The 23,358-nt window shown below is 70.0% G+C and carries 22 protein-coding genes and 2 pseudogenes; 17 read left to right on the top strand and 7 right to left on the bottom strand.

Annotation, left to right across the window (positions count from 1 at the left end):
• Window positions 1–66: 66 nt before the first annotated feature.
• Genes AB0469_RS01240 through AB0469_RS01220 form a run of 5 tightly spaced genes read left to right on the top strand, consistent with a single transcriptional unit; the run spans window position 67 to window position 4,076 of the window.
• A complete protein-coding gene (locus AB0469_RS01240) occupies window positions 67–387 on the top strand; it encodes a hypothetical protein (RefSeq protein WP_366449186.1) in 321 nt (106 codons plus the stop codon).
• A 59-nt stretch (window positions 388–446) separates the two neighbouring features.
• A complete protein-coding gene (locus tag AB0469_RS01235) occupies window positions 447–1,712 on the top strand; it encodes an MFS transporter (RefSeq protein ID WP_366449185.1) in 1,266 nt (421 codons plus the stop codon).
• A gap of 17 nt (window positions 1,713–1,729) precedes the next feature.
• Window positions 1,730–1,957, top strand: coding sequence for a hypothetical protein (locus AB0469_RS01230; protein WP_366449184.1), 228 nt, complete (start codon window positions 1,730–1,732; stop codon window positions 1,955–1,957).
• Window positions 1,954–3,210 carry an ATP-grasp domain-containing protein gene (locus AB0469_RS01225; RefSeq protein WP_366449183.1) on the top strand — a complete coding sequence of 419 codons (1,257 nt, stop codon included), beginning with the start codon at window positions 1,954–1,956 and terminating at the stop codon, window positions 3,208–3,210. Before AB0469_RS01230 ends, AB0469_RS01225 begins: the two co-directional genes overlap by 4 nt.
• Before the next feature lie 20 nt (window positions 3,211–3,230).
• Window positions 3,231–4,076, top strand: a complete 846-nt coding sequence (locus tag AB0469_RS01220) for a DUF317 domain-containing protein (RefSeq protein WP_366449182.1) — start codon at window positions 3,231–3,233, stop codon at window positions 4,074–4,076.
• A 301-nt stretch (window positions 4,077–4,377) separates the two neighbouring features.
• On the opposite strand, the gene AB0469_RS01215 is transcribed toward AB0469_RS01220, so the two are convergent.
• Window positions 4,378–4,860, bottom strand: coding sequence for a hypothetical protein (locus tag AB0469_RS01215; RefSeq protein WP_366449181.1), 483 nt, complete (start codon window positions 4,858–4,860; stop codon window positions 4,378–4,380).
• A gap of 204 nt (window positions 4,861–5,064) precedes the next feature.
• Here AB0469_RS01215 and AB0469_RS01210 point away from each other — a divergent pair, with 204 nt between their 5' ends.
• The 8 genes and pseudogenes from AB0469_RS01210 to AB0469_RS01175 all read left to right on the top strand — a co-directional run.
• Window positions 5,065–6,063, top strand: coding sequence for a SpaA isopeptide-forming pilin-related protein (locus AB0469_RS01210; protein WP_366449180.1), 999 nt, complete (start codon window positions 5,065–5,067; stop codon window positions 6,061–6,063).
• 282 nt (window positions 6,064–6,345) lie between these two features.
• Window positions 6,346–6,681, top strand: a complete 336-nt coding sequence (locus tag AB0469_RS01205) for a hypothetical protein (RefSeq protein WP_366449179.1) — start codon at window positions 6,346–6,348, stop codon at window positions 6,679–6,681.
• Window positions 6,678–7,124 (top strand): MerR family transcriptional regulator, encoded by a 447-nt coding sequence (locus tag AB0469_RS01200; protein ID WP_366449178.1) that lies wholly within the window; start codon window positions 6,678–6,680, stop codon window positions 7,122–7,124. Before AB0469_RS01205 ends, AB0469_RS01200 begins: the two co-directional genes overlap by 4 nt.
• A gap of 396 nt (window positions 7,125–7,520) precedes the next feature.
• Complete coding sequence (locus AB0469_RS01195) at window positions 7,521–7,997, top strand: DUF6069 family protein (RefSeq protein ID WP_366449177.1); 477 nt, start codon at window positions 7,521–7,523, stop codon at window positions 7,995–7,997.
• Window positions 7,998–8,136: 139 nt separating this feature from the next.
• Window positions 8,137–9,105 carry a bile acid:sodium symporter gene (locus tag AB0469_RS01190; RefSeq protein ID WP_366449176.1) on the top strand — a complete coding sequence of 323 codons (969 nt, stop codon included), beginning with the start codon at window positions 8,137–8,139 and terminating at the stop codon, window positions 9,103–9,105.
• Window positions 9,106–9,236: 131 nt separating this feature from the next.
• Window positions 9,237–9,512 (top strand): annotated as a pseudogene (locus tag AB0469_RS01185) (transposase); the annotation flags it as partial.
• 610 nt (window positions 9,513–10,122) lie between these two features.
• Complete coding sequence (gene ltrA / locus AB0469_RS01180) at window positions 10,123–11,553, top strand: group II intron reverse transcriptase/maturase (RefSeq protein WP_366449175.1); 1,431 nt, start codon at window positions 10,123–10,125, stop codon at window positions 11,551–11,553.
• Window positions 11,554–11,687: 134 nt separating this feature from the next.
• Window positions 11,688–13,070, top strand: a pseudogene (locus tag AB0469_RS01175) (transposase); the annotation flags it as partial.
• Window positions 13,071–13,387: 317 nt separating this feature from the next.
• On the opposite strand, the gene AB0469_RS01170 reads toward AB0469_RS01175, so the two are convergent.
• Both AB0469_RS01170 and AB0469_RS01165 read right to left on the bottom strand, forming a co-directional pair.
• Window positions 13,388–15,097, bottom strand: coding sequence for an ATP-dependent helicase (locus AB0469_RS01170; RefSeq protein WP_366449174.1), 1,710 nt, complete (start codon window positions 15,095–15,097; stop codon window positions 13,388–13,390).
• A complete protein-coding gene (locus AB0469_RS01165) occupies window positions 15,087–16,910 on the bottom strand; it encodes an AAA family ATPase (RefSeq protein ID WP_366449173.1) in 1,824 nt (607 codons plus the stop codon). The genes AB0469_RS01170 and AB0469_RS01165 overlap by 11 nt, the downstream gene beginning before the upstream one ends.
• 478 nt (window positions 16,911–17,388) lie before the next feature.
• Between AB0469_RS01165 and AB0469_RS01160 the strand changes: the two genes are divergently transcribed.
• The 4 genes from AB0469_RS01160 to AB0469_RS01145 all read left to right on the top strand — a co-directional run bounded on the left by AB0469_RS01160 (window position 17,389) and on the right by AB0469_RS01145 (window position 20,194).
• A complete protein-coding gene (locus AB0469_RS01160; protein WP_366449172.1) occupies window positions 17,389–17,751 on the top strand; it encodes a DUF317 domain-containing protein in 363 nt (120 codons plus the stop codon).
• Between the two features lie 52 nt (window positions 17,752–17,803).
• Window positions 17,804–18,097, top strand: coding sequence for a hypothetical protein (locus tag AB0469_RS01155; protein WP_366449289.1), 294 nt, complete (start codon window positions 17,804–17,806; stop codon window positions 18,095–18,097).
• 16 nt (window positions 18,098–18,113) lie between these two features.
• The gene (locus AB0469_RS01150; protein ID WP_366449288.1) at window positions 18,114–18,863 is read left to right on the top strand and encodes a DUF317 domain-containing protein; all 750 of its coding nucleotides are present in this window, start codon (window positions 18,114–18,116) and stop codon (window positions 18,861–18,863) included.
• A gap of 518 nt (window positions 18,864–19,381) precedes the next feature.
• Window positions 19,382–20,194: a methyltransferase domain-containing protein gene (locus AB0469_RS01145; protein ID WP_366449171.1), complete on the top strand. Its 813-nt coding sequence runs from the start codon at window positions 19,382–19,384 to the stop codon at window positions 20,192–20,194.
• A 16-nt stretch (window positions 20,195–20,210) separates the two neighbouring features.
• Here the strand turns inward: AB0469_RS01145 and AB0469_RS01140 are convergent, their stop codons facing one another.
• From AB0469_RS01140 to mobC, 4 genes are all read right to left on the bottom strand, one after another.
• The gene (locus AB0469_RS01140) at window positions 20,211–20,465 is read right to left on the bottom strand and encodes a hypothetical protein (RefSeq protein WP_366449170.1); all 255 of its coding nucleotides are present in this window, start codon (window positions 20,463–20,465) and stop codon (window positions 20,211–20,213) included.
• A 336-nt stretch (window positions 20,466–20,801) separates the two neighbouring features.
• Window positions 20,802–21,149: a hypothetical protein gene (locus AB0469_RS01135; RefSeq protein ID WP_366449169.1), complete on the bottom strand. Its 348-nt coding sequence runs from the start codon at window positions 21,147–21,149 to the stop codon at window positions 20,802–20,804.
• A gap of 156 nt (window positions 21,150–21,305) precedes the next feature.
• Window positions 21,306–23,036, bottom strand: a complete 1,731-nt coding sequence (locus AB0469_RS01130; RefSeq protein WP_366449168.1) for a relaxase/mobilization nuclease domain-containing protein — start codon at window positions 23,034–23,036, stop codon at window positions 21,306–21,308.
• Complete coding sequence (mobC, locus tag AB0469_RS01125; protein ID WP_366449167.1) at window positions 23,033–23,323, bottom strand: plasmid mobilization relaxosome protein MobC; 291 nt, start codon at window positions 23,321–23,323, stop codon at window positions 23,033–23,035. The genes AB0469_RS01130 and mobC overlap by 4 nt, the downstream gene beginning before the upstream one ends.
• Window positions 23,324–23,358: the final 35 nt, after the last annotated feature.

Below are 23,358 nucleotides of genomic sequence, written 5' to 3'. Positions count from 1 at the left end.
CTCGCCACTCGGGGCGTCCCCCTCACATCCCTCGCATCCCACCCGCCGGGCACCGCCCTCGCCGCTGTGGCCCAGCTCATCCGCGACACGGCCATGCAGGTCGACGAGATCCAGCAACAACTGCTCGCCCGCGCCGAAACGGCGCTTCGCTCCTTGGAACGGATCACTACAGGGCGGGACACAGTGCGCCACACGGCCACCGACGGCGTCCTGCAGTACGTCGGCGTCGAGATCGACATGCTCGTCGCCCGCCGCGGTGACGGCATCCGCCTGCTCAAGCTGCTCACCAACTCCTACGCGGACCTGCACACCGCCGCGCAGCAGCGCACCCCGCAGGCAACCCCCTCACACGCGCCCGCCCCGCCGCCGGCACGGCGCCGCCCGTAGCCCGTACCCCCTTCTCGTTCCGCTGACCCAGCGGGCAGTGCGCCTTCCAGAAAGCGACGATGACCACCGAGCTCGTGACCGCCGGCCCCCGGCACGCCCTCCTGCCGCAGCTGTCCCTGCTGCGCCGGATCTACCTCCCCCGCAACGCCGACGCTGCGGCGTTCGCCATGACCACGTACGGCATCCCGCTGACCGTGCTGGCCACCACCGGCTCGGCGGCCCTGACCGGCCTGGCCTTCGCCCTGGAGTGGATTCCCCGCCTCGCGGCGTTCTCCCTGGCCGGGGCGATGGTCGACCGGCACGGCACCAAACGCGTCTTCCGTATCGCCTCCGTACTGCGGGCCCTGGTGGTGCTGGCCGCCGCGTGCCTCCTGCCGCAGGTCGACGGCGTGGGTGCGACAGTCACGGTGATGGCGCTCGCCGCCGTCACCGGGGTGGTCACCGAGTTCTCCTACATCGCGGCCGAGACCGCCGGCGCCACCGCCAGCCGGGACGCGGGCGAGCGCGCCCACCGGGTGCAGTCGGTGCTGCTGGGCATCGACCAGACCGCCACCCTCGCAGGCCCTGCCGCCGCAGGATTCCTGCTGCACTGGGCAGGGGTGACCGGCACCCTGGTCACCATCGCCGCCTTCTCCCTCCTCGGCGCGATCCTCGCCCCGTGGCACCGCGAGCCGCGTCTGGTGGACCCGGCCGCCTCCGCGCTGACCGGACTGGCGACCGGCTGGAAGACCCTTATCTCCCTGCCGGCGCTTGCCTGGCTGATTGCCGGACTGACCGTCTCCAACGTCGCCACCGGCATGCTGCAGGCCGCCGCCCCGATCATCGTCGTGCAGAGCTACGGGTACTCCAGCGCGGCCGTCGGCGTCATCTGGTCCGCCGCCGCAGCTGCCTCGCTCCTCACGGTCGCCTGCTGCCGTTTCGCTATCGACCGCGTCGGCCTGTGGCCCACCGGAGCAGCCAGCGCCCTCGTCGCCGCCGCGGCCGGGCTCGCCGTATCCCAGGCCGGGACCTACACCCAGTTCCTGGTGCTCACCGCCGTACTGATGGCGGGGGAGGGCGGCATGACCGTCGTGCTGCGTACCCTGCGCTCCCACCTCATCCCCGAACAGGTCTTCGGCGCCACCTTGAGCATCACCATCCTCGTGATGCTCCTGCCGTTCCCGCTCGCAGGCATCCTCGTCGCCCTCACCCCACCGGGCTTCCTCGGCCACGTCCTCACCGCCTGCGCCGCCCTCCAGGCCCTCGGCCTCGCCGCAGCCTTCTGGCGCCTGCGCCGCGAACCCGCCATGCGCGACCGCCACCCCTTGGCCCCGGCCACCACCTGACCCCCATGGAACTGCCCATGCCCAACGACCAGCCGGCGGCCGTCTCCGCCTATACCGCCGACCAGGCCGCCTGTGCCGCCGCCCTGCTGCGCACCCTGACCAGCCGCCTCCACACCCTGCCCGCCGACCAGGCCGACGCCCTGGCCCGCCTGCTGCGGGCACCCGGCGGCCTGGTCACCGACATGCAGACCCTCCTCGAAGCCGCCCACCATCCCGCCCCCGCAGACAAGGACCCCGCGTCTTGACCGATCCCCGACCGCTCCGTCAGCCGACCGGACGCCCCGTCGTCCTGGTCGTCGCCCCCAGCGACGAGCTGTACCGCGGCTACTGCCTCGCCTCCGTCGCCAACACGTACGACGCCGTCGTCATCACCCCCACCCCCCTCACCTGGGAACACCCCCACGTCACCGACCACGAACAGGCCGACCCCTACGACCTCGAGGCCCTCCTCACCGCAGGGCAGGTGCTGGCCGCGCGGCACCCGGTCGTCGGCGTGCTCACCTGGAACGAGACCCTGCTGGTCAACACCAGCCGCCTCGCCCGCCACCTCGGCCTGCCCGGCGACCGGCCCGGCATCCTGAGGGCCTGCCGTGACAAGGCCACCAGCCGGGCCCTCTTCGACCGCCACCAGGTACCCTCCGCCACCTCGATCAAGGCCGCGAGCCTCCTGGAGGCTGCAGCGGCTGCCCAGGTCATTGGCTACCCGGTCGTGGTCAAACCGGCAGGCCAGGCCGGAAGCGTCGGCGTCATCCGCGTCGATGCCCCCGAACACCTCCCCTCCGCCTTCGACTTCGCCACCACCGGCGCCCACCTGCACGGCGGGGAGTCCACCGCGGTGCTGGTGGAGGAGTACCTCGACGGCGAGGAGATCTCCGTCGAGTGCGTCACCCACCAGGGCATCACCACCCCGGTCGCCGTCACCCGCAAGCAACTGGGCTTCGCCCCGTACTTCGAGGAGACCGGCCACACCGTGGACGCCGCCGACCCACTGCTGCCCCAGGTCGGCCCCGTCGCCCAGGCCGCCGTCGCCGCCCTGGGCGTCACCAACGGCATCCAGCACGTGGAGATGCGGCTCACGGCGAGCGGACCGCGCATCGTCGAGGTCAACGCGCGGATCGGCGGCGACCTGATCGGCAAGCTCGTCCTGCTCGCCACCGGCATCGACCTGCCCCGAGCCGCCGCCGACCTCGCCCTCGGCCACCGCCCCGACCTCACCCCAACCCGGCACCAGGCCGCGGCCATCGCCCTGCTCTACCCCGAAACCTCCGGCACCGTCACCGCCCGCGGCATCGCCCCCGCCCTCGCCGAGGCCGACTGGCTGCACCAGACCAACTGGATCCTCGACGTCGGCGACCAGGTCACCCTCCCGCCCGAGGGCGACGTCGACGTCGCCCGCGTCGGCCTCCTCGTCGTCACCGCGGCCAACGCCGAGCAGGCCCGCGAACGCATCGACGCGGCCACCCGACACACCACGATCACCGTCGCACCCGCCGCCTGAACCCCTAGACCTGGAACCCCTTGACCGACCCCTCCGACATCGACGGCGACGTGTGGGTAACCCCCCGCTACCTCGCCGGTGGCGCCGCGAACGTCGACCCCGCATTGAAGCCGCTGTTCGACCTCTGCTTCGACCGCCACAACGACGAATACGGCAACCTCTACCTCGCCTCCCCGGACCGCAAGGTCCGCCTCGGCTTCCTCCCCGAAGGCGACGACGACGGCCTGTGGCGCATCACCGCCTACACCGACCCCTTCGCCGCACCCGCCTGGGGCGTCTGCTTCAACGACACCGCCCCCACCGAACTGGTCACCGCCTTCACCACCGCCCTCGCCACCGCGTACGCCGCAGGCCCGGGGGCCTACCTCCACAACGGCGCCGAACAGGACCGGTACGACGCCATTGCCCCACTCCTGGACGAACGGTGGAAGCCCCAGTACACGGGCTACGGCTCCGCACTGGCCCTACGGTCCCCCGACGGCATGGCCGGCCTGGAGTACGCCACCGGCCGCCTCGACCCGCAGCAGGAGATCACCACGCTGCAGGCCCGCTGGTACATGGAAGGCGGCCCCAAGGGCCCCCGCTGGTACGCCACCGCCTCCACCGGAACTCCCGTGCCGCTGGTTGCCGCGGTCACCACCGCGCTCGCCGACCCGGCCCCGGTCGCCCGCTGGGACAGCTTCCTCAGCCCGTTGCTGCGCCCGCACGTCCAGCTCACGCCGGTCGTCCCGCCCCCGCCGCCGGCACCGACCCCGCTGGACGTACACCGCCGCACCAAGGCAAGGCCACGGCCGGCCCTCACCACGACCAGCGTCCCCCGCTGGAGCACCAGCTCCAGCACTCACCCAGCCGCCGCCCGCCGCTGACCCCGTACCCCGGAGCCCACGTGCCCTTGCACGCCAAGGAGTTCTTCGCCGAACTCAACCTGTCCTTTGCCACCAGCACCGTCATCGGTGACCGCTACTACGCCGCCCTCGCCGACGGCTCGGCACTGCGGCTGCGCATCGACTTCGCCCCGACGATCCGCCACGGGGAGTACGACGGACTGCGCCTGACCGTGATCCACCCCGAGCGCGGCGCCCTCCACGTGGAGACCCTCGCCTTCGCCGACCACCACACCTTCACCCACCGAGACGCCGCACGCGGCAAGTCCCCGGGCCACGACGGCTACGCCCGCATCCGCGACTGGCAGTCTTCCGGCCCGGCGCCCTGGCGGGGCGCCGACCTCACCGGACTGCGGCAGGCCGTCACCGACTTCACCGCGATGTGGACCCACCCACCGACCGCACCCTCTACCGGACACCAGCGCGAGCGGACGAGTAAGGCAGAGACACCCTCGACGCGCCCGGGCTGCAACACCCGGCTGGCTTCTGGGCCGCCGACACCGACTTCCTCGACCTGCTCAACCAGGCGACCCTGCTCGTCTTCGACTTCGCCGAGTACGGCACCCTCGACGGCATCCCCGTTTCGCAGAACCTGCGCTACGCCCGCGAAGGCGTCCGCGACACCCTCGGCTTGCCGATCGAGTACGGCGTCCTGGCCGAGGCCGAGGCTGTCGCCCACATCACCCAGACCGCCGGACGCCCGTACGGTCCCGGCACCGCCGCGGCCCTGGCCCGCATCGACGCCCTGAGCCTGGAAGACCAGCATTCCCTGGTCAAGGCCGCAGCTCACCGCTACCGCGCTCCCCAGGCACAGCCGGTTCTGACTAGCGCGCCCACCATCCGGCCCGCTGTGCCTGCCCCGGCACTCGGCCAGGTCGTATCTGGCCGTACCCCCTGACGTCCGTCCCGGCCCCGTCAAGGGATTCCGGCAGTGCACCCCCACCGCCACATCAGGAGACTGTTCCACCGCATGCGTACCCGCACCAATTCCCGCCACACCGCACCGGCAGCCGTCGCCGCCGCGGCCACCCTCGCCGCCGGCACCCTGACCTGGGCACCGTCCGCCTGGGCTGAAGCCCCCGAACCGCAGCCCGGCCACATCGAGATCACGAAGAAGGATCCCGGCGGCGACCTCCTGGCCGGAGCGGAGTTCTCTCTGCTCGACACCCTCAACGGCACCAAGGCCCTCACCGGTAGGACCGGCAAGGATGGCATCCTGCGCTTCGAGGGCGTCACCCCAGGTGTGTGGCGTCTCAAGGAAATCAACTCCGGCAGCCCGATCCACGACCTCGCCCCGGACCAGGACATAGTCGTCACCCCCGGCCAGAGTGCCAAGCTCACCGTCGTCGACCCGTTCAAGCCTGCCGAAGTCACGGTGACCAAGAAGGACAAGGACACCGGCAAGCCGCTCGCCGGCGCCGTCATCAACATCACCCCACAGGCCGGCGGCGGCAAGCCGCTCACGCTCACCACTGGCAAGGACGGCACCGCCACTGCCAAGCTCGACGTCTCCTCCCGCACCGGCACCTCCTACACCGCCACCGAGACCAAGGCCCCCGACGGCTACCAGCTCAACTCCACCCCCGTAAAAATCACTGCCAAGCCCGGCGAGAAGACCACCGCCGCCTTCACCAACACCAAGAAGGACCAGCCGACCCACCCGCCCACCACCCCGACACCCACCGCACCGACCACCCCGGCCACACCGTCCGGCACCCCCACCACCCCCGCCACGACCGCCGCCCCCACCCCCTCGGCGACAACGCCGACCTCGGCTGCTCCGCGGCCGACCGAGACCGCTTCGAGCACCGCTTCTCCCGCCCCGAAGGGCTCCCTTGCCCAGACCGGCGCAGACCCCACGTCCTGGCTACTCGCCGGCGCCGGACTGCTGATCAGCGCGGGCGGCGGCGCGCTGCTCGCCCTGCGCCGCCGTCGAGAAGCCAACCAGGACAGCCAGCCGAACGGCTGATCCCGCACCTGACACCCCCATAGCTCAACAACCCCCAGGCCAGGCCCCAGGAACCGTGCAGGACGCTGTTGGCCAATCCGGGGTGGCTTTGTCCACGAGCAGCTGGCACTTCCGCGAAGGGACGGCTGCGAGCGTGGCAGGGTAGGGACTGCGGCTGCACGCTCCGTCCATCGCGGCGGCTTCTTCTGTCCCCACCTCGGCGGGGGCTTGCATCCTGTACCTAGGTACAGGTTTACCGTCGGAGGTGTCCCCACCAGGGACGTGACGACGGGAGTGAGCACGATGAGTGATCTGGCGTGGGTGCCGCAGTCCTGCACGCTGCCCACCGAGGAGCAGCCGCTGCGGGTTGCGGAGTGGGACGGGCTGTTCGCCGAGCGGTTGGTCGCGGTGTCGCGTCCCGGACCGCTGAAGCTGCGCCTGGACCTGGCCGGCGGGCCCGGTGTCGAGGAGCGGGTGCGGGGCCTGGTGGAGCGGGAGGGCGGCTGCTGCTCGTTCTTCGCCTTCACCGTCACCCTGGGCGAGGACGACCGGGTCGGCCTGGACATCGGGGTGGACCAGGAGCACGCCGCGGTCCTGGACGCCCTGGCCTCCCGGACGGCGGCCGGGGGCCCGCGGTGAGCGCGGGGCTGCGCAGCGGGCAGGTCGCCGAGGCGGCCGGGGTGAACATCCAGACCCTGCGCTACTACGAGCGCCGTGGGCTGCTGGCCGAGCCGGAGCGCAGCAACGGCGGCCACCGCCTGTACGGCGAGGAGGCAGTGACCGCGCTGCGGGTGATCAAGGCGGCGCAGCGGCTGGGGTTCACGCTGGAGGAGGTCGCCGAACTTCTGGAGGCGGGCCGCCACCGGCACGGCCGCCCCGTGGCCGGGCTCCAGGAGCGGGCCGCGGCGAAGCTCGCCGAGGTCGACGCGAAGATCGCCGACCTCACCACCATCCGCAGCGCGCTGTCCGCGGCCGTAGAGGCCGGCTGCGACGACCTGACCGTCTGCGCCGGAAGTTCCTGCTGCCCCATCCCCTTCACCGACCTCGCCGAGGAGAACCGCCATGCCGGACCCTGCTGCTGACCCGCGCCCCCAGCGAGCGCCGAAGGCCTTGGGCGGCCTGGCCGCTCTGGCCTGCGTGGCGTGCTGCGCCCTGCCCGTCCTGATCACCGCCGGGGTCGTCGGTGCCGGCGCCGGGGCCGTGGTGGGCTGGCTGCCCGCCGTCGCCGTCGTCCTGGCCGTCCTTGCAGCCGGGGCCTGGTGGTACGGCCAGCGCCGCAGCTCCCGGTCCTGCTCTTGCGGGCCGAAGGCCGCTGGCGGGGACGGGTGCGGCTGTCACAGGCCGGCGGAGCCTCTGGTTGTCGGCGGCCCGGACGCACGGTAGAGCCCTGGGGCGGGCGCGGTCCGTTCCCGCTGTCCCCAGGCAGTGAGTGCCCTGGTGTTCGTGTCGGCATCGTCTGTGCAGATCGGAGATCCCCCATGCCTGGGGACGTACATGCTGGGGGCAGGTCCCTCGGCCGGATCGCGGACCGGCCTCCGGCCGCGGTCATCGCGGGGGCGGTAGCCGCCGCTCTGGGGGTCAATCTCGCCCTGTGGCTGGTGGGCCTGGCCTTCGGCGGGTCCTTCCAATACGTCGAGGCCGACGGGACGCTGCACACCACCACCGCGCCGCAGGGCGTGATCACCATGACGGTGCTGCCCTTGAGTGGCGGCCTGGCGCTATCCGTACTGCTGGCGGCGGCCGGGCGGCGGCGGTTCGTCCTGCGCTCGGCCCAGGTCGTGGGGGTGGGTGCCGCGCTCGCCACGACGGTGCAGACGTTCACCACCGGTTTCGATGTGCCCAGCACGATCGCGCTCAGCGTCATGCACGTCGTCGTTGCCGCGGTCGTACTCCTCGCCCTGGAGGCACTGGCCCGCCCGCAGCGGGCCGAGCGGGCAGGTCCGGCCCGGGGGTAAGAAACCTCGCCGGAGTGCCTGTGCCCTGTGGCCTGGGACGATGGTCTCCGAGCCGGGCCGTGGGGCCCGGGGTACAGCAGAGCGCAAGGGAGTCGGCAAGGTGGTGGCGGAGCAGGGACCGCGAGGTCTGGTCGAGCGGATGGAACACCACCAGGTCGCCGTTTACCTCGGCGCACTCGCGGCTGGCGCCCTGGTCGGCTGGGCCGCCCCCGGCGCCGGGCCGGGCCTGGAGCACGCCATCAACCCGGTGCTCGCCGTCCTGCTCTACGTCACCTTCCTGCAGGTGCCCGCGGTCGACCTGCTCCGCTCGCTGCGGGCGGGCCGGTTCCTGACCGCCGCGCTGGTGGTCAACTTCGTGGTGGTGCCGCTGGTCGTGGCGGGCATGTTCCCGTTCCTGCCGGCCGACCAGGCCGTCCGGCTGGGGGTGCTGCTGGTGCTGCTGGCCCCGTGCGTCGACTACGTCATCGTCTTCTCGGGCCTCGCCGGCGGGAGTAGCCAGCGCCTCCTGGCCGCGACTCCGCTGCTCCTGCTGGCACAGATGATCCTGCTGCCCCTCTTCCTGTTCCTGTTCATGGGCTCCGGCCTGGCCGACGTCGTGGAAGCCGGGCCGTTCCTCGAGGCGTTCGTGATCCTGATCGTCGTCCCGCTCGCCCTGGCCTGGTTCACCCAAGGCTGGGCCGGCCGCCGCCCCGCCGGGCAGAAGTTCGCCGACGCGATGGGCACGACCATGGTCCCGCTGATGGCTGCGACCCTGCTGACCGTGGTGGCCTCGCAGGTTCCCAAGCTCGGCGACAGCCTCTCCGACGTGGCCAAGGTGGTGCCCTTCTACGTCCTGTTCCTCGCCGTGATGGCCTTCGCCGGGCTCGCTGTCGCCCGCGTCTTTCGCCTCGACGCCCCCGACGGGCGGGCCGTCGTGTTCACCGGCGCGACCCGCAACTCCCTCGTCGTGCTTCCCCTCGCCCTGGCCCTTCCCGACTCGCTGGCCGTCGCCGCGGTCGTCGTGGTCACCCAGACCCTCGTCGAGGTGATCGGCATGGTCGCTTACGTCCGGACGATTCCGCGACTGCTGCCGGCCCCCGGTGCCCCCGCCCGGGCTGACCGGCGGTAGGGCGCCCCAGTCGCTCCTGGCGGGTTGCCTCCCGGTTCTCGTCGTACAGGCGCAGGGGCTTCGCGTGACGTCGGCCTTCAAGACCTGGTTGTGGTCTTGAAGGCCGACGTTGTTGTGTGGGGTGGGTGTCGATGTCGATGCAGCCGAAGACGCCGGGGGAGATTCCGCCGGACACGGTGCGGGTGGCGCGGGCGGCGTTCCCGAAGGGGAGCCTGGCGATCCGGGTCCGTGATGAGCTGGGGCCGCTGTTCAAGGATGAGGAGTTCTCGGACCTCTACCCGGCCCGGGGGAAGCCGGCATGGTCGCCGGGCCGGCTTGCTCTGGTGCTGGTGTTGCAGTTCGTGGAGGGGCTCACCGACCGGCAGGCAGCAGAGGCCGTGCGGGCCCGCATCGACTTCAAGTACGCCCTCGTGCGCCACGAGGCGCCATCACTCCGGGCAAGGGTGAGAGACCCTTGCCGCTGGTCTGTCGCAGCAGATCAGCGAAGCTGGGGGCAGCCTGACCGCGGAGACGCGCGGGAGGGCGGCAAGCAGCCCTGACAACGACGGGACGCATCGGCACTGCCAGACGGTGCGGGTCCGGCAAGCGAGACGAGAAGCCGTACGAGAGGAACCAGCGTCTGAAGCCCCGTAACACTTGAACCGGCTCCAATCTGGCGGATCTGGGCCGGGACGCAGTGCTCGACCCCCGCGAATGGCGCGGGGGCGTCTCCGAAGCCGGATAAGTGCGCCGGTGGGGAGGCCATGCCGAAAGCCTGCGGCGTAGGCATGGCGATGCTGCCGGGGTACAGCTGGGCGGCTCACTCGACAACCGGATGGTGGTGAACGTGGGAAGCGTCCTGGTGCCGCCCTTCCCGTCCAACGGCCAGTTGGGCGAAGGGCAGGTCCGTCGTCGGCTGACGGCACCGGGTCGTGGCGGAGTCCTCGTAGTAGTCCGAGCGCGCGAGAGGCGCGTACATGGCGAAGGAGGACAGCAAGTCAGCAGTGGAAGGACTGGAAGGCCAGGAGGTTGTCGCCGGTGAACACCGACGAGCTGGAGTCCGCCCTGTTCGGGGCGGAGCTGCGGGTACTGGAGATCCAGACGAAGCTGCACCGTTGGGCCCGCGAGGATTCTCATCGCAGGTTCGATGACCTGTTCAATCTCGTTGCCGATCCCGCGTTCCTGCTGGTGGCGTGGGTTCGGGTGCGGGGCAACAAGGGAGCCCGCACGGCCGGAGTGGACGGTGAGACCGCCTACTACGTGGAGTCCGTGCGGGGCGTCGAGGTCTTCCTCGACGGGCTGCGGACCTCGATCAGAGACCGCAGTTTCTGCCCGCTCCCGGTGAGGGAACGGATGATCCCCAAGGCAGGCGGCAAGTTGCGTCGTCTGGGGATCGCGACCGTGACTGACCGGGTGGTGCAGGCGTCCCTGAAGCTGGTGTTGGAGCCGATCTTCGAGGCGGATTTCCTCCCGTGTTCCTACGGGTTCCGCCCCAATCACCGGGCTCACGACGCGGTGGCCGAGGTCCGCCACCTCACCTCCCACTCCTACGAGTGGATCGTGGAGGGCGACATCAAAGCCTGCTTCGACGAGATCTCGCACACGGCCCTGATGGACCGGGTGCGCGCTCGCGTCGGGGACAAGCGCGTCCTGGCCTTGGTGAAGGCGTTCCTGAAGTCCGGAATCCTTGGTGAGGACCGCGTCCTTCGGGAGAACAACACCGGAACCCCGCAAGGGTCGATCCTCTCCCCGTTGCTCAGCAACGTGGCCCTCTCCGTCCTGGACGAGCACATCGCCCGGGGCCCGGGAGGACCGGCGAGCACCTTCAATGACCGGCTCAAGCGCCGCCGTCGCGGACTGCCGAACTACCGGCTGATCCGTTACGCGGACGACTGGTGCCTGGTCGTGTCGGGCACCCGTGCCCACGCGGAGGTGCTCAAGGAGGAGGCCGCCGGGGTCCTCGCCACGATGGGCCTGCGCCTGTCGCCGGAGAAGACCCTGATCACCCATATCGACGAGGGTCTCGACTTTCTCGGCTGGCGCATCCAGCGCCATCGGAAGCGAGGGGCCGAGAAGTACTACGTCTACACCTACCCGTCCCGCAAGGCCCTGGCGGCCGTGATGGACAAGGTCAGGACGCAGTGCCGAAAGACAGGTACCGACCTGCCGTTCGACAACCTGCTCATCCAGCTCAACCGGATGCTGCGGGGTTGGTGCGCCTACTTCCGGCCGGGAGTGTCCAGCGCCACCTTCCAGTACCTGACCTCATACGTCTGGGGCCGGGTCATCTGGTGGCTGCGGCGCAAGCACCCCCGGATGAACTGGAAGGACCTCCGTCGGCGCTTCTGCGGCGGGGGTTGGTGGCCGGCCAGCGAGGAACGGGAACTGTTCAGTCCGGCGAAGGTAGGCACCACGCGCTACCGCTACCGGGGATCAGTCATCCCCTCCCCATGGCCGACCACGGGATGAGGGAGCACCTCACGGGTCGACAAGCGGGGCTTGTGGAGCGCCCGTTGCGTTGAGAGGCGCACGGCGGGTGCGGGAAGCGGTCCGGAGAAACGGGCCGGTCGAAAGGCCGGAACCGCGCTCCGGACCGACTTCACGGGCTGGAGCTGGAAGATCCGGGCTTCGACTTCTCCGTGCTCTCGGAGTTCAGGAACCGCCTGGTCGAGGCGGACGCCGGACGACGCGTCCTGGACGGGATCCTGGCCTCGGCCCAGGACAAAGGGCTGCTGAGGGGAGGCGGGAAGGCCCGCACCGATTCCACGCACGTGATGTCCTCGGCCCGGGAGCTGGGCTAGTTGGAGCTGATCGCCGAAACCCTGCGTACGGCGTTGAACGCCCTCGCGACCACAGCCCCGGAGTGGCTGACGGAGATCGCCGAGCCTGACTGGTTCAAGCACTACGGCAGCCGCGCCGAGGACTTCCGCTTCCCCAAGACCCGTACCCGGCGGGACGAGGTCGGCCAGCGGACCGGTCGAGACGGGCTGCGGCTGCTTGAGGCAGTCTTCTCGCCTGACGCGCCCGCCGGCCTGCGAGCGATCGAGCAGGTTGAAATCCTCCGTCAGGTCTGGGTGCAGCACTTCCACGTCGTTGATGATCAGGTGCGCAGGCGGGACTCCAAGGACCGGCCACCGGGTGCGATCCGGCTGGTGACCCCCTACGACACCGAGGCGCGGGCGGGTGCGAAGCGCGATTGCTTCTGGAACGGATACAAGGTCCATCTCACCGAGACCTGCGGCGCCGGAACGCCGAACCTGATCACCCATGTCGTGACGACCGACGCCACGGTGAGCGACTTCCACCTGGTCCCCGTTGTTCTTGCTGGCCTTGCCGAGCGCCGCCTGCTGCCAGACGAGCACCTGGTCGACACCGGCTATGTCAGCACCCAGCACATGGTGGCCGCCCGGCGAGACCACGGCGTCGAACTCGTGGGCCCACTCAAAAGCAGTGGCGCTTGGCAGAGCAGGACACAGGACTGTTTTCCCATCGACGCGTTCACCATCGACTGGAGCGGTCAGAAGGTGACCTGCCCCGGCGGGAAAACCAGCACCCGCTGGGCCAGGGAGTCCAACGACGACAAGATCACGATCCGGGTGCAGTTCTCGAAGACCGACTGCCACTCATGCCCGGTCAAGGAGTCCTGCACCCGCGGACCACGCCGCAAGCTGGCCTTCCACGACCAGGACCTCCACATGGTCCTGCACGAGTGCCGGGCCGAGCAGGGGACCGACAAGTGGAAGGCGCGCTACAAGATCCGCGCTGGCGTTGAAGGCACCATTTCCCAAGGAGTCCAACGCTGCGACCTGCGCAGATCCCGCTACCGCGGCCTCGCAAAGACAAGCCTCCAACACCAGCTCACCGGCGCCGCGATCAACCTCGCCCGCATCGACGCCCACCTCACCGACACACCCAGAGCCCGTACCCGCACCAGCCACTTCGCAGCACTTCGCCCCGCCGAGCAGAAGCTCGACGGGGCGAAATAGCAGATGCCACAACCGAATTGGCCAACAGCGTCCGTGCAGGTTCCTGGGGCCTGTTGCGTTGCCCGCACGGGGCAGGGGCATCGGGGGCTCCAGTTGTCTCTTGTCGTCCAAACGAGTCGTTTGACAGCGAACTTAGTCGTGCGGGGTGAACACGCCGGGAGATGTGTGGCCATACCGGCTGGGACGGGTCGACAGACAGACACATCAGTACGCGGTGTGTGCTCTCAAGCCGTGGCGCAACCTCCCGGTCTTGGCATTTCGCCATTCGTCCGAAAGGCAGTGGAGATCGCCCCCTAGCGCAACCGCGATTCCGGGGATTAGCGCGTCCTCGTGAGCTGTTGACTGCCCTGTGGGCGGACGAAAAGGACCATGGTGCGCGCTCGCGTGATAGCGACGCGCAGGAGGCGTCGCTGGGCACGGAGCCGTTCGGGTAGCCAGCTGGGGTCGAGCAGGGTGCCTGTGTAGGGTCCTTCGACGATGATGACACCGTCGAATTCCTTGCCCTTGGAGCGGTGCATGCTCATCAGGGAAACGGTCTCTGGTGGTTGTTGGGCGGCGGTGAGGGATTCGGCGGCAAGGACGGCGCGGACGGTGGCTGCCGCGTCTTTGTAGGCGGAGTCGCCGTCCCAACTATCGGATAGGCCCCAGGCCAGTGCATCGGTAGCGTTGAGTAGGCGCAACAGGCGTGCGTGCTTGAGGACTTCTTCGAGTTCGTTGGAGCCGTGTAGGCGGTCGCGAGCGGTTGGCCAGTCAGCGACCGGTTGTCCGAGGTAGGAGATCCCCGCGTCGTAGGCAGCGGTCACGGCTTTGACGGTCTTGGAGCGGATGGTCTTGCCGGACGTGAACGCACTGAGCCCGTTCTCCATGGTTTTGATCTTGTCGCGTGCGCCGGCGGTGCCGCTGGTCAGCTTGACCCGGTAGAAGTCGGCGAGGGCTTGCACGGTGCGAGTGACTGCCTCCACACGGGGCAGACCGGGCCATTCCATGATTGACGCTACGACGTAGCCGGCCGCGGCGGTCAGTTCGGGATCCCATTGCAGGGCGTGGTCGACTGCGGGAAGTGTGGTGTTGCCGGTGATGGTGTCGGTGGCCAGGGCCTCGGAGACCTGGCCCAGCAGGGAGTTGACGCTCGCCAGGACTGCGATGGTCGGTGTGTGCCCAAGCTGGGTGGTGAGGTAATCCCGCATGGCGATGACCCCGTGATGGACACGCGTCTGCCACGGAACGCCGTAGCCCGGGGTGTAGGTCCAGGTGTGGACGTTGGCCGGCTCGGCGTGAAGGGTGTTGTTCAGGACGGCGTTGGCGTAGTCGAGGAGTCCGCCGCCGGGGCTGCGGTGGTTGTCCTTGGACAGGTCGAAGGGCGTAGGCGCGAGGTGCGCCACGGCGTCGTCGAGGCGTTGCTCCTCGACGCCGTCCAGGTGGTCGAAGATGCGTTGGTCGGGGTCGGCGAGGCAGATGACGGTGGAGGCGCCGCTGACGGCCTTGATCACGCGCCATTGGTCGGTGTTGGTGTCCTGGAATTCGTCCACGATGACCAGCGGGTAAATGCTGCTGTAGAGGGCACGCAGGGCGGCGCTGCGTTCCAGGAGAGTCGCCGTTGTGTCGGCGAGGAGGTCGAAGACGTAGCGGCCCTCCTCGGTCGCGAGGCGACGGCGCTCGCTCTTCCAGTCGCCGTCGAAGTCCGCCTGGATCTGCCGTTCACGATCGGGCGTGATGAACGAAGACGGCCGACCGGTGAGCAGCCGTCCGTGGCTGCGTACGACGTCAAGGAAGAAGGCGTGAAAGGTGCGTACTTCCAGGCGCTGGCGGCTGGCCCGGTCCAGCACTCCGGACATCCGGTCCGTGATCTGGCGTACGGCGGCGCGCGAGAAGCTCAGGAAGAGGACGCGCTGTTCGGGTTCGAGGTCGGCCAGTCTCGCCTGGGCCTTGAGCAGAGCGATGGTGGTCTTGCCGCAGCCGGGGCCGCCGACGATCAGAAGGTGGCCGGAAGCATCGAGGATCTCTTGCCTGACCGGGTCAATTTCCATCGGTCTCGTCCGAGTGGGCGGTGTCGTCGGTCTCTCCGCCGCTCGCAGAGGTCCCCAGGTCGCGGTCGATTTGGAGAAGGAGATCGGCTAGCACGGCGGGTAGTTGACTTCGGCCCGTGCACTCGGCGATGAGCAGCGCGGCATAGCCGTCACCCTTGCGGGCCCGCAACACCTCGTGGGTGAGGGTGTTTACCGCCGTGTCCGTGGCGGACGGGTCGGGTCGGGCGCATCCGGAGGGGTAGTCCGTGCGCTGGGCCACGGTGGCGAGGAAGCGACGCTGGGCATCGACCGGTACTTCGGCGACCAGCAGCTTCTCGACGCTCTTGTAGTTCAGCACCGTGTAGTGCGTGAAGTCGGCAGTCTTGGCTGCGACCTTGGCGTCGAGCGGCTTGTCGGGCTGGTCGTGGATCCCGTAGACCGGCTTGCCCAGCCCTTTGAAGACGGTGGCGAACAAGGGCACGGAGACGTCGTTCTGAGCGTCGAAGATCGTGACACCGGCCAGGTCGAGTGGGACGTAGCCCACGACGGAGGGATCAGCCTCCAGCACATCCGATACGGCTGGGAACAGGGCCGCTTCCGCAGCACCCTCCACCACCAGTACGGCACGCCCCAGGACGGCCTCAGCGAACTGCCGGCGGTTGTCCCGGTACCTCTTCAGCTTGAAGTCACCAGGCAGGACGACACGGTTGCTGCTGAGTGTGCCCTTTGAGTCGCGGCTGATCACGACAATGCGGGAGGGCTCGAACTTCTCGATCACGTACGGCGAATGGGAAGTGACGATCACCTGGCCCATGCGTTTGACCACGAAGTCGATGAGACGGCGCTGCGCGTGCGGAGGGAGCGCGATCTCCGGCTCCTCCATCGCGAAGATCACCGATTTGTCGCCCTTGAGTTCAGCGATGTAGGTGAGCAGGGCGAACACCAGCAGGTTCAGCGACCCGGTGCTCAGCCGGTTGAACGGCACGGCGTGCGGCCCAGGTTGGGTAGCGATGAACAGGCGCAATACCTCACGCAAGTGTTCGCGCGTGAGTTCAGACGCCTGCAGATCGACCGGATCCGCTGTGTCGCCGAGGCTGACAAAGCGGTCGACGCGATCGCGGATCTCCGTACGGATCTTTCCGAATCCTGATTCGGCCGCGGCCACGGCGACCTGCTCCAGGTCACGCAGCGCCTTCTCCCACAGCGGACCCGCCAGCTCGGCTTCCAGCCGCACGATCGTGTCCAGCAGCGAACCACGCTGAAAGGTGAGCGCCCTGTTGCCCGTACGGTTCGGCCGCAGGTAGAGGAATCCACAGTGCCGCTTGTCCGCCCGGGTGAATGATTTCAGTCCCGCGCCGAGCCCGCTCTCCTCCCCGTCTAGGCCGTCCGGGACGCTCTCGGGATGCGCGAAGAACGTACCCCCGATGAAGTCGTCCTCCTGAGGGTCGTAGCGGCCGAGGAAGACCACCGGCAGGCACCATTCGCCGGTCTCGGCGTCTTCGACAGCGTCCGGAACCATGTCGAGGAAGTCACTCGTCTGCGCCGACCAGCGGCGCAGATGGCTTCCGAATCGGCGCTCGGCAGCGTCGGACAGGTTGGTGAGGACCACCTCGATCCTCACTTCGGGTAGCTTGCCCTCCCGTTCCTGGTAGCACCCGCCGTAGAAGTCGTATTCGTCGACCACCGGTCGTCGGAACATGCGCTCGGGCCCCAGCACGAGCTCCAGCCCCTCGCACACAGTCGACTTGCCGACGCTGTTCGAGCCGACCAACAAGGAGTGGCCGTTCAGGAGAATCGTCCCGCTCTTCACCCCACGGAAGTTCTCCAGGACCACCCGTCGTACCTGCACGCCCGCCCCCCATCTTCGAGGGAGCAGGACACAGTCGACTCGTCGCCGCTGGCGCTTCCTCGCGCGAAAGCCGTCGCCACGAGGACAGATCGGAGCATCCCCTGACGCAAACCGGAGTCGATTCTACGACAAGCGGGATCTTCAGACCGCTCCTAGACGCGAATGATCGGCGGCGGCGCCATACGGAGGAGCCGTCACCCCGCAACGCGTGTGCTGCCCCTGCGGGTGGCCAATCCGCGACACGTAGGGGCTACCTGGCCAGTCGGATTCCCAAGCATGCAGCAGGAGCGTGCGAGCTTCCTCGTGCGACTGGGTTCGCTGTCAAACGACTCGATTGGATGACAAAGGACACCAGTTCGCCTGGGGCAGACAGGAAAGAGAGGCAAAGGGCTGGTGGAGCGCGGCAACCGATGTCAACGTAGACACCTTCCCAAGAAACCCCAGGTCAGAGAGGTGTGCGCTCATGACTGCAGCAGGTTCGAAGCACGGCTTCGCTACGACGATCGAGGCGCTGAGGCTCCGCTCCTGGCAGGTCGGTCCCGGCCAGCCGTCCAGCGTGATCGACCAGTTCACCGCCGAGGACTTCAACCTCATCGTGGACGACCGGGCCGATCTCCACATCAGCAGCAAGGACGGCCGCTTCTACCTCGGCTGGTTCCCCACTGGACGCCCCGGCACCGACGGCGAGGGCTGGAAACTCGCGGTCACCGGGCCCGCCGAGTTCCCCGGCTACCACGTCTCGTTCGACGTCGACACCCCCGCCGAGCTCGTCGCGGCCACCGTCGCGCACGTGCTGGCCACCTCCCGCCCGGTGGCCCTGGGTTGAACAGCGTCCGGCTCCGCCGGCATGACAGCCACCCACGCTTGCGAAGGAGACCCTGTTGGATCGCGAGATCACTGTCGGCGAGGTCATCGACCTCCTGTCGGCCTACGACCGCCGCGTGCCTGTGCGCCTGGCCATCAACCCCTTCTTCCCGCTGGAGCACACTGTCGCCGGCATCGCCGCGACCGTGGACACGCAGGGGCGGACAGTTGTCTACATCGCCGAGCGCGGCGAACAACTCGGCCCCGTACCGCCCGCGGTCGCAGTCGGCCTCGCCTGGCATGCGCCCACCGAGGCACCTGAGCGTCGCCGCCGCTCCGCCACCGGCACTGCAGGCGCCGGCCAGTGACCCCGACCGCACACGCCTGGAGGCGCTGCTGAACCCGCACCACCCCCGCTACCCGTCCACCCCCAACTCCGCCGACCCCGCGTACTGGGTCACTCCGCGCCACCTCGCCGGCGATGACGGCATCCTCGCCGACCGGATCACCGGCCTGCTCACCGACGCAGGCTGGGCGAGTTGGACCACGGCCCGCAGCACTTGGCTGTTCCTCAGTCCGGGCCGGCTGTGCGGCGCTGAATGGATCCTCACCGACAACCTCTTCCACCTCGGAGACCTCCCCGTCGCCTGGCAGGTCTCCGCCCGCCCCGCCGCCGACAGCGCGCTGGCCGAGTGGAACGCCTACTTCACCGCCGGCACCCCGCACGAGGCCGTGGCGGACTTTCTCCTCGCCGTCGAGGCACGCACCGACCCGGCCCTCAACTACGACGGTCCCGAGGCCGTCCTCGGCGCGCTGACTGCGCTCGGCTGGGCCCGCGATGTGGACCGGCCTGAGACCACCGCCTGGGATCCCGCCCTGTCCGCCGGCTTCACCTGGGGACCCGCCCCGGCGGAGATCCAGGACGCCGACCCGCGCCCCGATCTCATGGGCTGGCAGGCATGGGCCGAACCCGTGCTCGGCGCCCCGTACCAGTGGGCCGCCACCTTCAGCCCGAGCGTTCCGCACGACCTCGTCGCCGCGTTCGCCGCCTCCCTGGCCTCACCCGCCCCGGTCCTGCGCCGCAACCTGCCCGAGGGCACCGAGGGCCGCCTCATCCTCACCCGGGCCCACTGAACCCGGACACCGCCCCACCTGCACGTCTTCCTGGAGGATCCCTTGGCCCGCAGCCTGCCCAAGCTGACCGCCTACCACCCCGACGGCACGGAATGCCCCACCGCTGGCCGCGACCGGCACCGCCTTTCCCCGCGCGGATACCCCCGCACCGAAGGCTGCACCGGCCGCGCCACCTGGGAAGCCGCCTGCACCTGCGGATGGACCTGCAAGGCCAATCTCAAAGTCGTGCCCGATGACGCCCGACGACGGCACGCATGCTGACGACAGCACCTGCCCGGCCCGTCGGAAGGCAGCCTCAGATGGTGTGCAGCCTGCTCGGCACCCATGACACCAGGCCCGGAACCCCGACGGGGGTTCCGGGCCTGACGCGTTGGTCGACGAAGCGGACCGCGGACAGCGGCGCACCCCCGCCGGGCTGGCTCTCCGCACCGAGGGGAGGAGACCCGGCAGAAAACGCGAGGCGATCACCTCACGGCCTGCTCTAGCCTGCTCGCCATCCGACCGACGAAGGGAACCCCATGTCCAGCTTCCAGCCCGTACGCCCGGAGATCCTCGACTTCTACGACCAGTCCGACGAAGCAGGACGCCTGCACGCCACGGCCACCGGCATGCTCGAACTGGAACGCACCCGGGAGCTGTTACGCCGGCACCTGCCACCCGCACCAGCGAGGATCCTCGACGTTGGCGGTGGACCCGGCGCCCACGCCCGCTGGCTCACCGAAGACGGCCACGCCGTGCACCTCATCGACCCCGTCGCCAAGCACATCGCCCAGGCCGCCGAAATCCCGCGCGTCACCACCGAACTCGGCGACGCCCGGACCTTGACCGCGACCGACGACTCCTTCGACGTCGTCCTGCTCCTGGGCCCGCTCTACCACCTCCACGAACAGTCCGACCGACTCGCAGCCCTGCGCGAGACCCGCCGCGTCCTGCGGCCCGGCGGACTCCTCGCCGCCGCCGTGATCAGCCGCTACAGCCCACTGCTCGACTACCTGGCCACGACCGGCATCGCCGAACCCGCCATCCAGGACGGTGTCCGCACCACTCTCGACGAAGGACGCTACTCCGGCGCCCGCGGGTTCACCCATGCCTATTTCCAGACCTCCGCCGAGCTCCGCGAAGAGCTGACGGCGGCAGGCTACGCCGAGCACACCGTCTACGGAGTGGAGGGTCCCGGCTGGGTCGCGGTCAAGGCACTCACGAAGTACGCGGGCATCGACCTGATCGGCACCCCCATGTACGAAGCGGCACTGGCCGCCGCCCGCGTCGCCGAGCCGTACCCAGCCCTGACGGACTCCTCCGCCCACATGCTGGCCGTCGCCCGAGGCTGACCCCGGACTTGTCCGGTCAGCCAGCGGACGAGGCCTTGCCCAGTGCCTTCTCCGCGTGAGCATCGACTAGCCCAGGCGACCCGGCCACCACCACGAGGACGGCTCCGGTGCGTACGGCGGTCTGCTTGACGACGCTCTCCTGCCCACCGGCGGTGAAGGTGAGCAGCTGGCTCCACGCCTGCTCGCCCAGTGCTGGCGGGGTGAGCTTCTGGGTGGTGACCTTGACGGGCCTGTTGCCGATGACGACCTGGTACACCGGGCAGCCGGTCATCGCGTCGAAGATCTTCTTCGTGCCGTCGGCGAGTTTGTCGGGGGTGTCGCTGTAGAGCTCCTCGGAGCCGGTGCTGCCGTTGTACGTGAACGCGGCCTTCGCCTTGTTCGGGAAGTCCAGGCTGCCGCCGGCTGCGGCGTCGCCGCCGAGCTGCTCGAGTGCGGGGCAGCCGATGACGGTGACGTCGTCTCGGCGGCTCTCGCGTTCGGCTTTGGGGGTGTAGCCCTGGCCGAGGTCCGCGGCGGTGAGCAGGCGCTGGCGTACGGCGGGTCTGACAGCCGGACCCGCGTGGGGCTCTCCTCCGGCAGATGTCGGGGTGGTGGCAGGGGCCGTGTTTCAGTGCCCGAGGTGGCGCAGGCACTCCTCGTACGAGGCGTGCTGCTCGGTGATGGGACCGCTGACCCGGTTGAACCAGGCCGCATCCAGGCGGGGCTCGGGCTTCTCGTGGCCGGCCGGGCAGCGCAGCCACACCCCGTCGCGGGTGCTGGCCACGATCCATCCCCGGTAGGCGCCGCAGTCGGCGCAGGCGTGGACCTCGTCGTCGATGACGAGGGGTGCCTTGTGGGGCATCAGGATCCCGGCCAGCTCCTCACGACTCGGCATCCGCAGGTCGGCCGGCAGGAAGTCGTCCACCACCGGGGCAGCGGCCTGTCCGGCCGACAGTGGTGCCGGTTCGACGTGCATGGCGTCCCAGGCTTCCCATTGCCGCTGTGCTTGCAGCCGCTGCTGTCGTTCACGTTTGCGTCGAAGCATCAGTTCCCCCTCGTCCTGATCCAGCCGGGCACGGGAGATGGTGCACCAACCCCGTGACCTGCCGCAACTAGCAAATCCATGAACAGGTCACCGGCCCCGGCGGCGGTCGCCACGGTTCTCTGCGGGCCTGCTCGTACGCGACCGCGACGATGCCGGGGTTGCGGCCGTGCCGGGGAGCGGCTGGGTGGAGGCGTCGGCGGGGAGGTCTGCGGCGCGGCGCAGCCGCCACACCAGAACGTCGCTGACGGAGGACGCGCTGTCCAACTCCCGCCGCGCTACTGCATCGGTGAGCAGGAGGGCGGGGTCGTGGCCGGCGGCTTCGGCGTCGGCGAGGGTGGCCGCGAGGGCGGGCCAGCCCGCCTCGGTAAGGATCTGCTCGGCCAGCTCCGGCAGCGCCTGCCGCACCAAGAGGGTGTGGCGGCGCTGCAGCGGCAGAGGCAGCATGCGTCCGCGGTGGTGGAGGACGGCCATGGGCTGGGAGGCTGCGGCCCGGTAGGCGGCGCGCAGGTGTTCGGCGGCTTGGCGGGCGGCCTCGGCCTGCTGGGCGTGCTGCTTCTTGCCGTGCCAGTTCGCGGCGGCGGTGACGAGGAAGAACGCCATGTCGATGAGCATGGCGGTGGTGGCGCCGTCCTCGCCGCGCCCGAGGGGCGGGCCCCCGTGCACGAGGTCGCGGGCCGCTTGGCGCAGGGCGCGGTCGTGCCCGCGTACGGCGCGGATGTGGGAGCGGGAGGCCCGCTCGAACACGAAGGCCGCGTCGCGCAGTTCCTCGCGGGTGTGGGCGGCGGAGGTCTTGGCCAGGGCGTCCAGGATCTCCCCGGCCGCCGCGATCTGCGCGGCGATGTCACCGTCGTCACCGTGGTCGATGACCAGCATCGCCTGCCATGCCGCGGTCGTGGCCCGGCGACGGGCAGCGGCCGGCCCGGTGGCCGGGGGAGCGGCCAGCTGCACCGGAGTGGTGCCGTTGTCCCGGCCAGGGGTGTCCGGGGTGCTCCAGCGTTCACGGATGCGGGGCAGGGAGAGGTCGGGGGCGAGCTTGCTGCCGGAGTAGAAGATGGGCTCGCCGTCCGTGTTGCGGTCGTCCGGCAGGGCGACGGTGTAGCCGAGCAGGTCCCCGGACGGCGCGGTACGACGGCGTACCAGCAGGCCGGCGGCGGCGAGGCGCCCGAAGAACTCCTCCTCGCCGACGGCGCCGGCCACCGCCCGGCGCACGGTCTCACGCAGTTCCTCCCGCGGGGTCCGCTCCCGCTGCTCCCGGTCGGCCTTGTGTCGCTCGGCGCTCGTGGGCCGCTGGGCGGCCGTCCCGTCCCCGGCGTTGAGCTGCTTGAGCCCGTACTCGGCTTCGATCAGGCGGGCTTCGGCCTGGGCGCGGCCGGCGTCGTTGTGGAGGCGGGGCTTTCGGCCGTCCTCGCGGACGAGGGTGGCGATGATGTGGATGTGGTCCTCGGCGTGCCGCACGGCCGCCCAGCGACAGCCCGGTGCCCCGTCCGCCGGGGCGATGCCGGTCGCGGCCGCCATCCGCCGGGCGATCTCGCCCCACTGCTCGTCGGACAGGACCGGGTCCTCGGGAGCGGCCCGGACCGACAGGTGCCACACGTGCTTGGCCGGACGGCGGCCCTCCGCCACCCCGGCGAGCGGGAGGTCGAGGAGCTGCTGGAGGTCGGCGTACGTGGCCTCGGGATCGCGGCCGGGGTCGGGGGCGAGACTGTCCCAGGCCGCCACCAGATGCGGGTCGATGTGCTCCTCGTGGGTGCCCGGCCCGTACAGGTAGTACAGCAGACCGATGGTGCGGGTGCCGCGCTTGTGGACTCGGGGGATCATCCGGCGGCGTCCTCCGTGCCGGTGGCGGTGAAGCGCAGGGTGAAGGCGTCCACCCGCGCTGCAGCTCGCTTGACGGCGGCGAGTACGGCTTCGGCGTTGGCGGCCTCGGCACCGGAGTTCGTGGCCTTGGCCACCTGGTTGAGGTTGTTGCCGATCTGGCCAAGGTGCCGGCGCAGCGCGAACAGCTCGTCGATCACCTCGCGTTCGCCGGCGATCTGCTCGGCGGTGCGGGTGAGGTCGCGGGCGGCACTGAGGGCGGCGTGGGCGAGGAAACCGGACGTGGTCATCGCGCAGGCTTTTGCGGCGGCGACGAGGCGGGCGC

This window comes from Streptomyces sp. NPDC093801, from assembly GCF_040701585.1.
In the GTDB taxonomy this organism is placed as follows: Bacteria; Actinomycetota; Actinomycetes; order Streptomycetales; family Streptomycetaceae; genus Streptomyces.
The sequence above is the reverse complement of the archived record's forward strand: the minus strand, read 5'-3'. Positions and strand labels throughout refer to the sequence as shown.

Excerpts from the sequence above, each read along its gene's own strand:
- AB0469_RS01235 (WP_366449185.1), top strand. The coding sequence starts at position 447 with ATGACCACCGAGCTCGTGACCGCCGGCCCCCGGCACGCCCTCCTGCCG.
- AB0469_RS01230 (WP_366449184.1), top strand. The coding sequence starts at position 1,730 with ATGCCCAACGACCAGCCGGCGGCCGTCTCCGCCTATACCGCCGACCAG.
- AB0469_RS01215 (WP_366449181.1), bottom strand. The coding sequence starts at position 4,860 with ATGCTGGTCTTCCAGGCTCAGGGCGTCGATGCGGGCCAGGGCCGCGGC.
- AB0469_RS01210 (WP_366449180.1), top strand. The coding sequence starts at position 5,065 with ATGCGTACCCGCACCAATTCCCGCCACACCGCACCGGCAGCCGTCGCC.
- AB0469_RS01205 (WP_366449179.1), top strand. The coding sequence starts at position 6,346 with ATGAGTGATCTGGCGTGGGTGCCGCAGTCCTGCACGCTGCCCACCGAG.
- AB0469_RS01195 (WP_366449177.1), top strand. The coding sequence starts at position 7,521 with ATGCCTGGGGACGTACATGCTGGGGGCAGGTCCCTCGGCCGGATCGCG.
- AB0469_RS01190 (WP_366449176.1), top strand. The coding sequence starts at position 8,137 with ATGGAACACCACCAGGTCGCCGTTTACCTCGGCGCACTCGCGGCTGGC.
- AB0469_RS01170 (WP_366449174.1), bottom strand. The coding sequence starts at position 15,097 with ATGGAAATTGACCCGGTCAGGCAAGAGATCCTCGATGCTTCCGGCCAC.
- AB0469_RS01160 (WP_366449172.1), top strand. The coding sequence starts at position 17,389 with ATGACTGCAGCAGGTTCGAAGCACGGCTTCGCTACGACGATCGAGGCG.
- AB0469_RS01145 (WP_366449171.1), top strand. The coding sequence starts at position 19,382 with ATGTCCAGCTTCCAGCCCGTACGCCCGGAGATCCTCGACTTCTACGAC.
- AB0469_RS01140 (WP_366449170.1), bottom strand. The coding sequence starts at position 20,465 with ATGACCGGCTGCCCGGTGTACCAGGTCGTCATCGGCAACAGGCCCGTC.
- AB0469_RS01135 (WP_366449169.1), bottom strand. The coding sequence starts at position 21,149 with ATGCACGTCGAACCGGCACCACTGTCGGCCGGACAGGCCGCTGCCCCG.
- AB0469_RS01130 (WP_366449168.1), bottom strand. The coding sequence starts at position 23,036 with ATGATCCCCCGAGTCCACAAGCGCGGCACCCGCACCATCGGTCTGCTG.
- mobC (WP_366449167.1), bottom strand. The coding sequence starts at position 23,323 with ATGACCACGTCCGGTTTCCTCGCCCACGCCGCCCTCAGTGCCGCCCGC.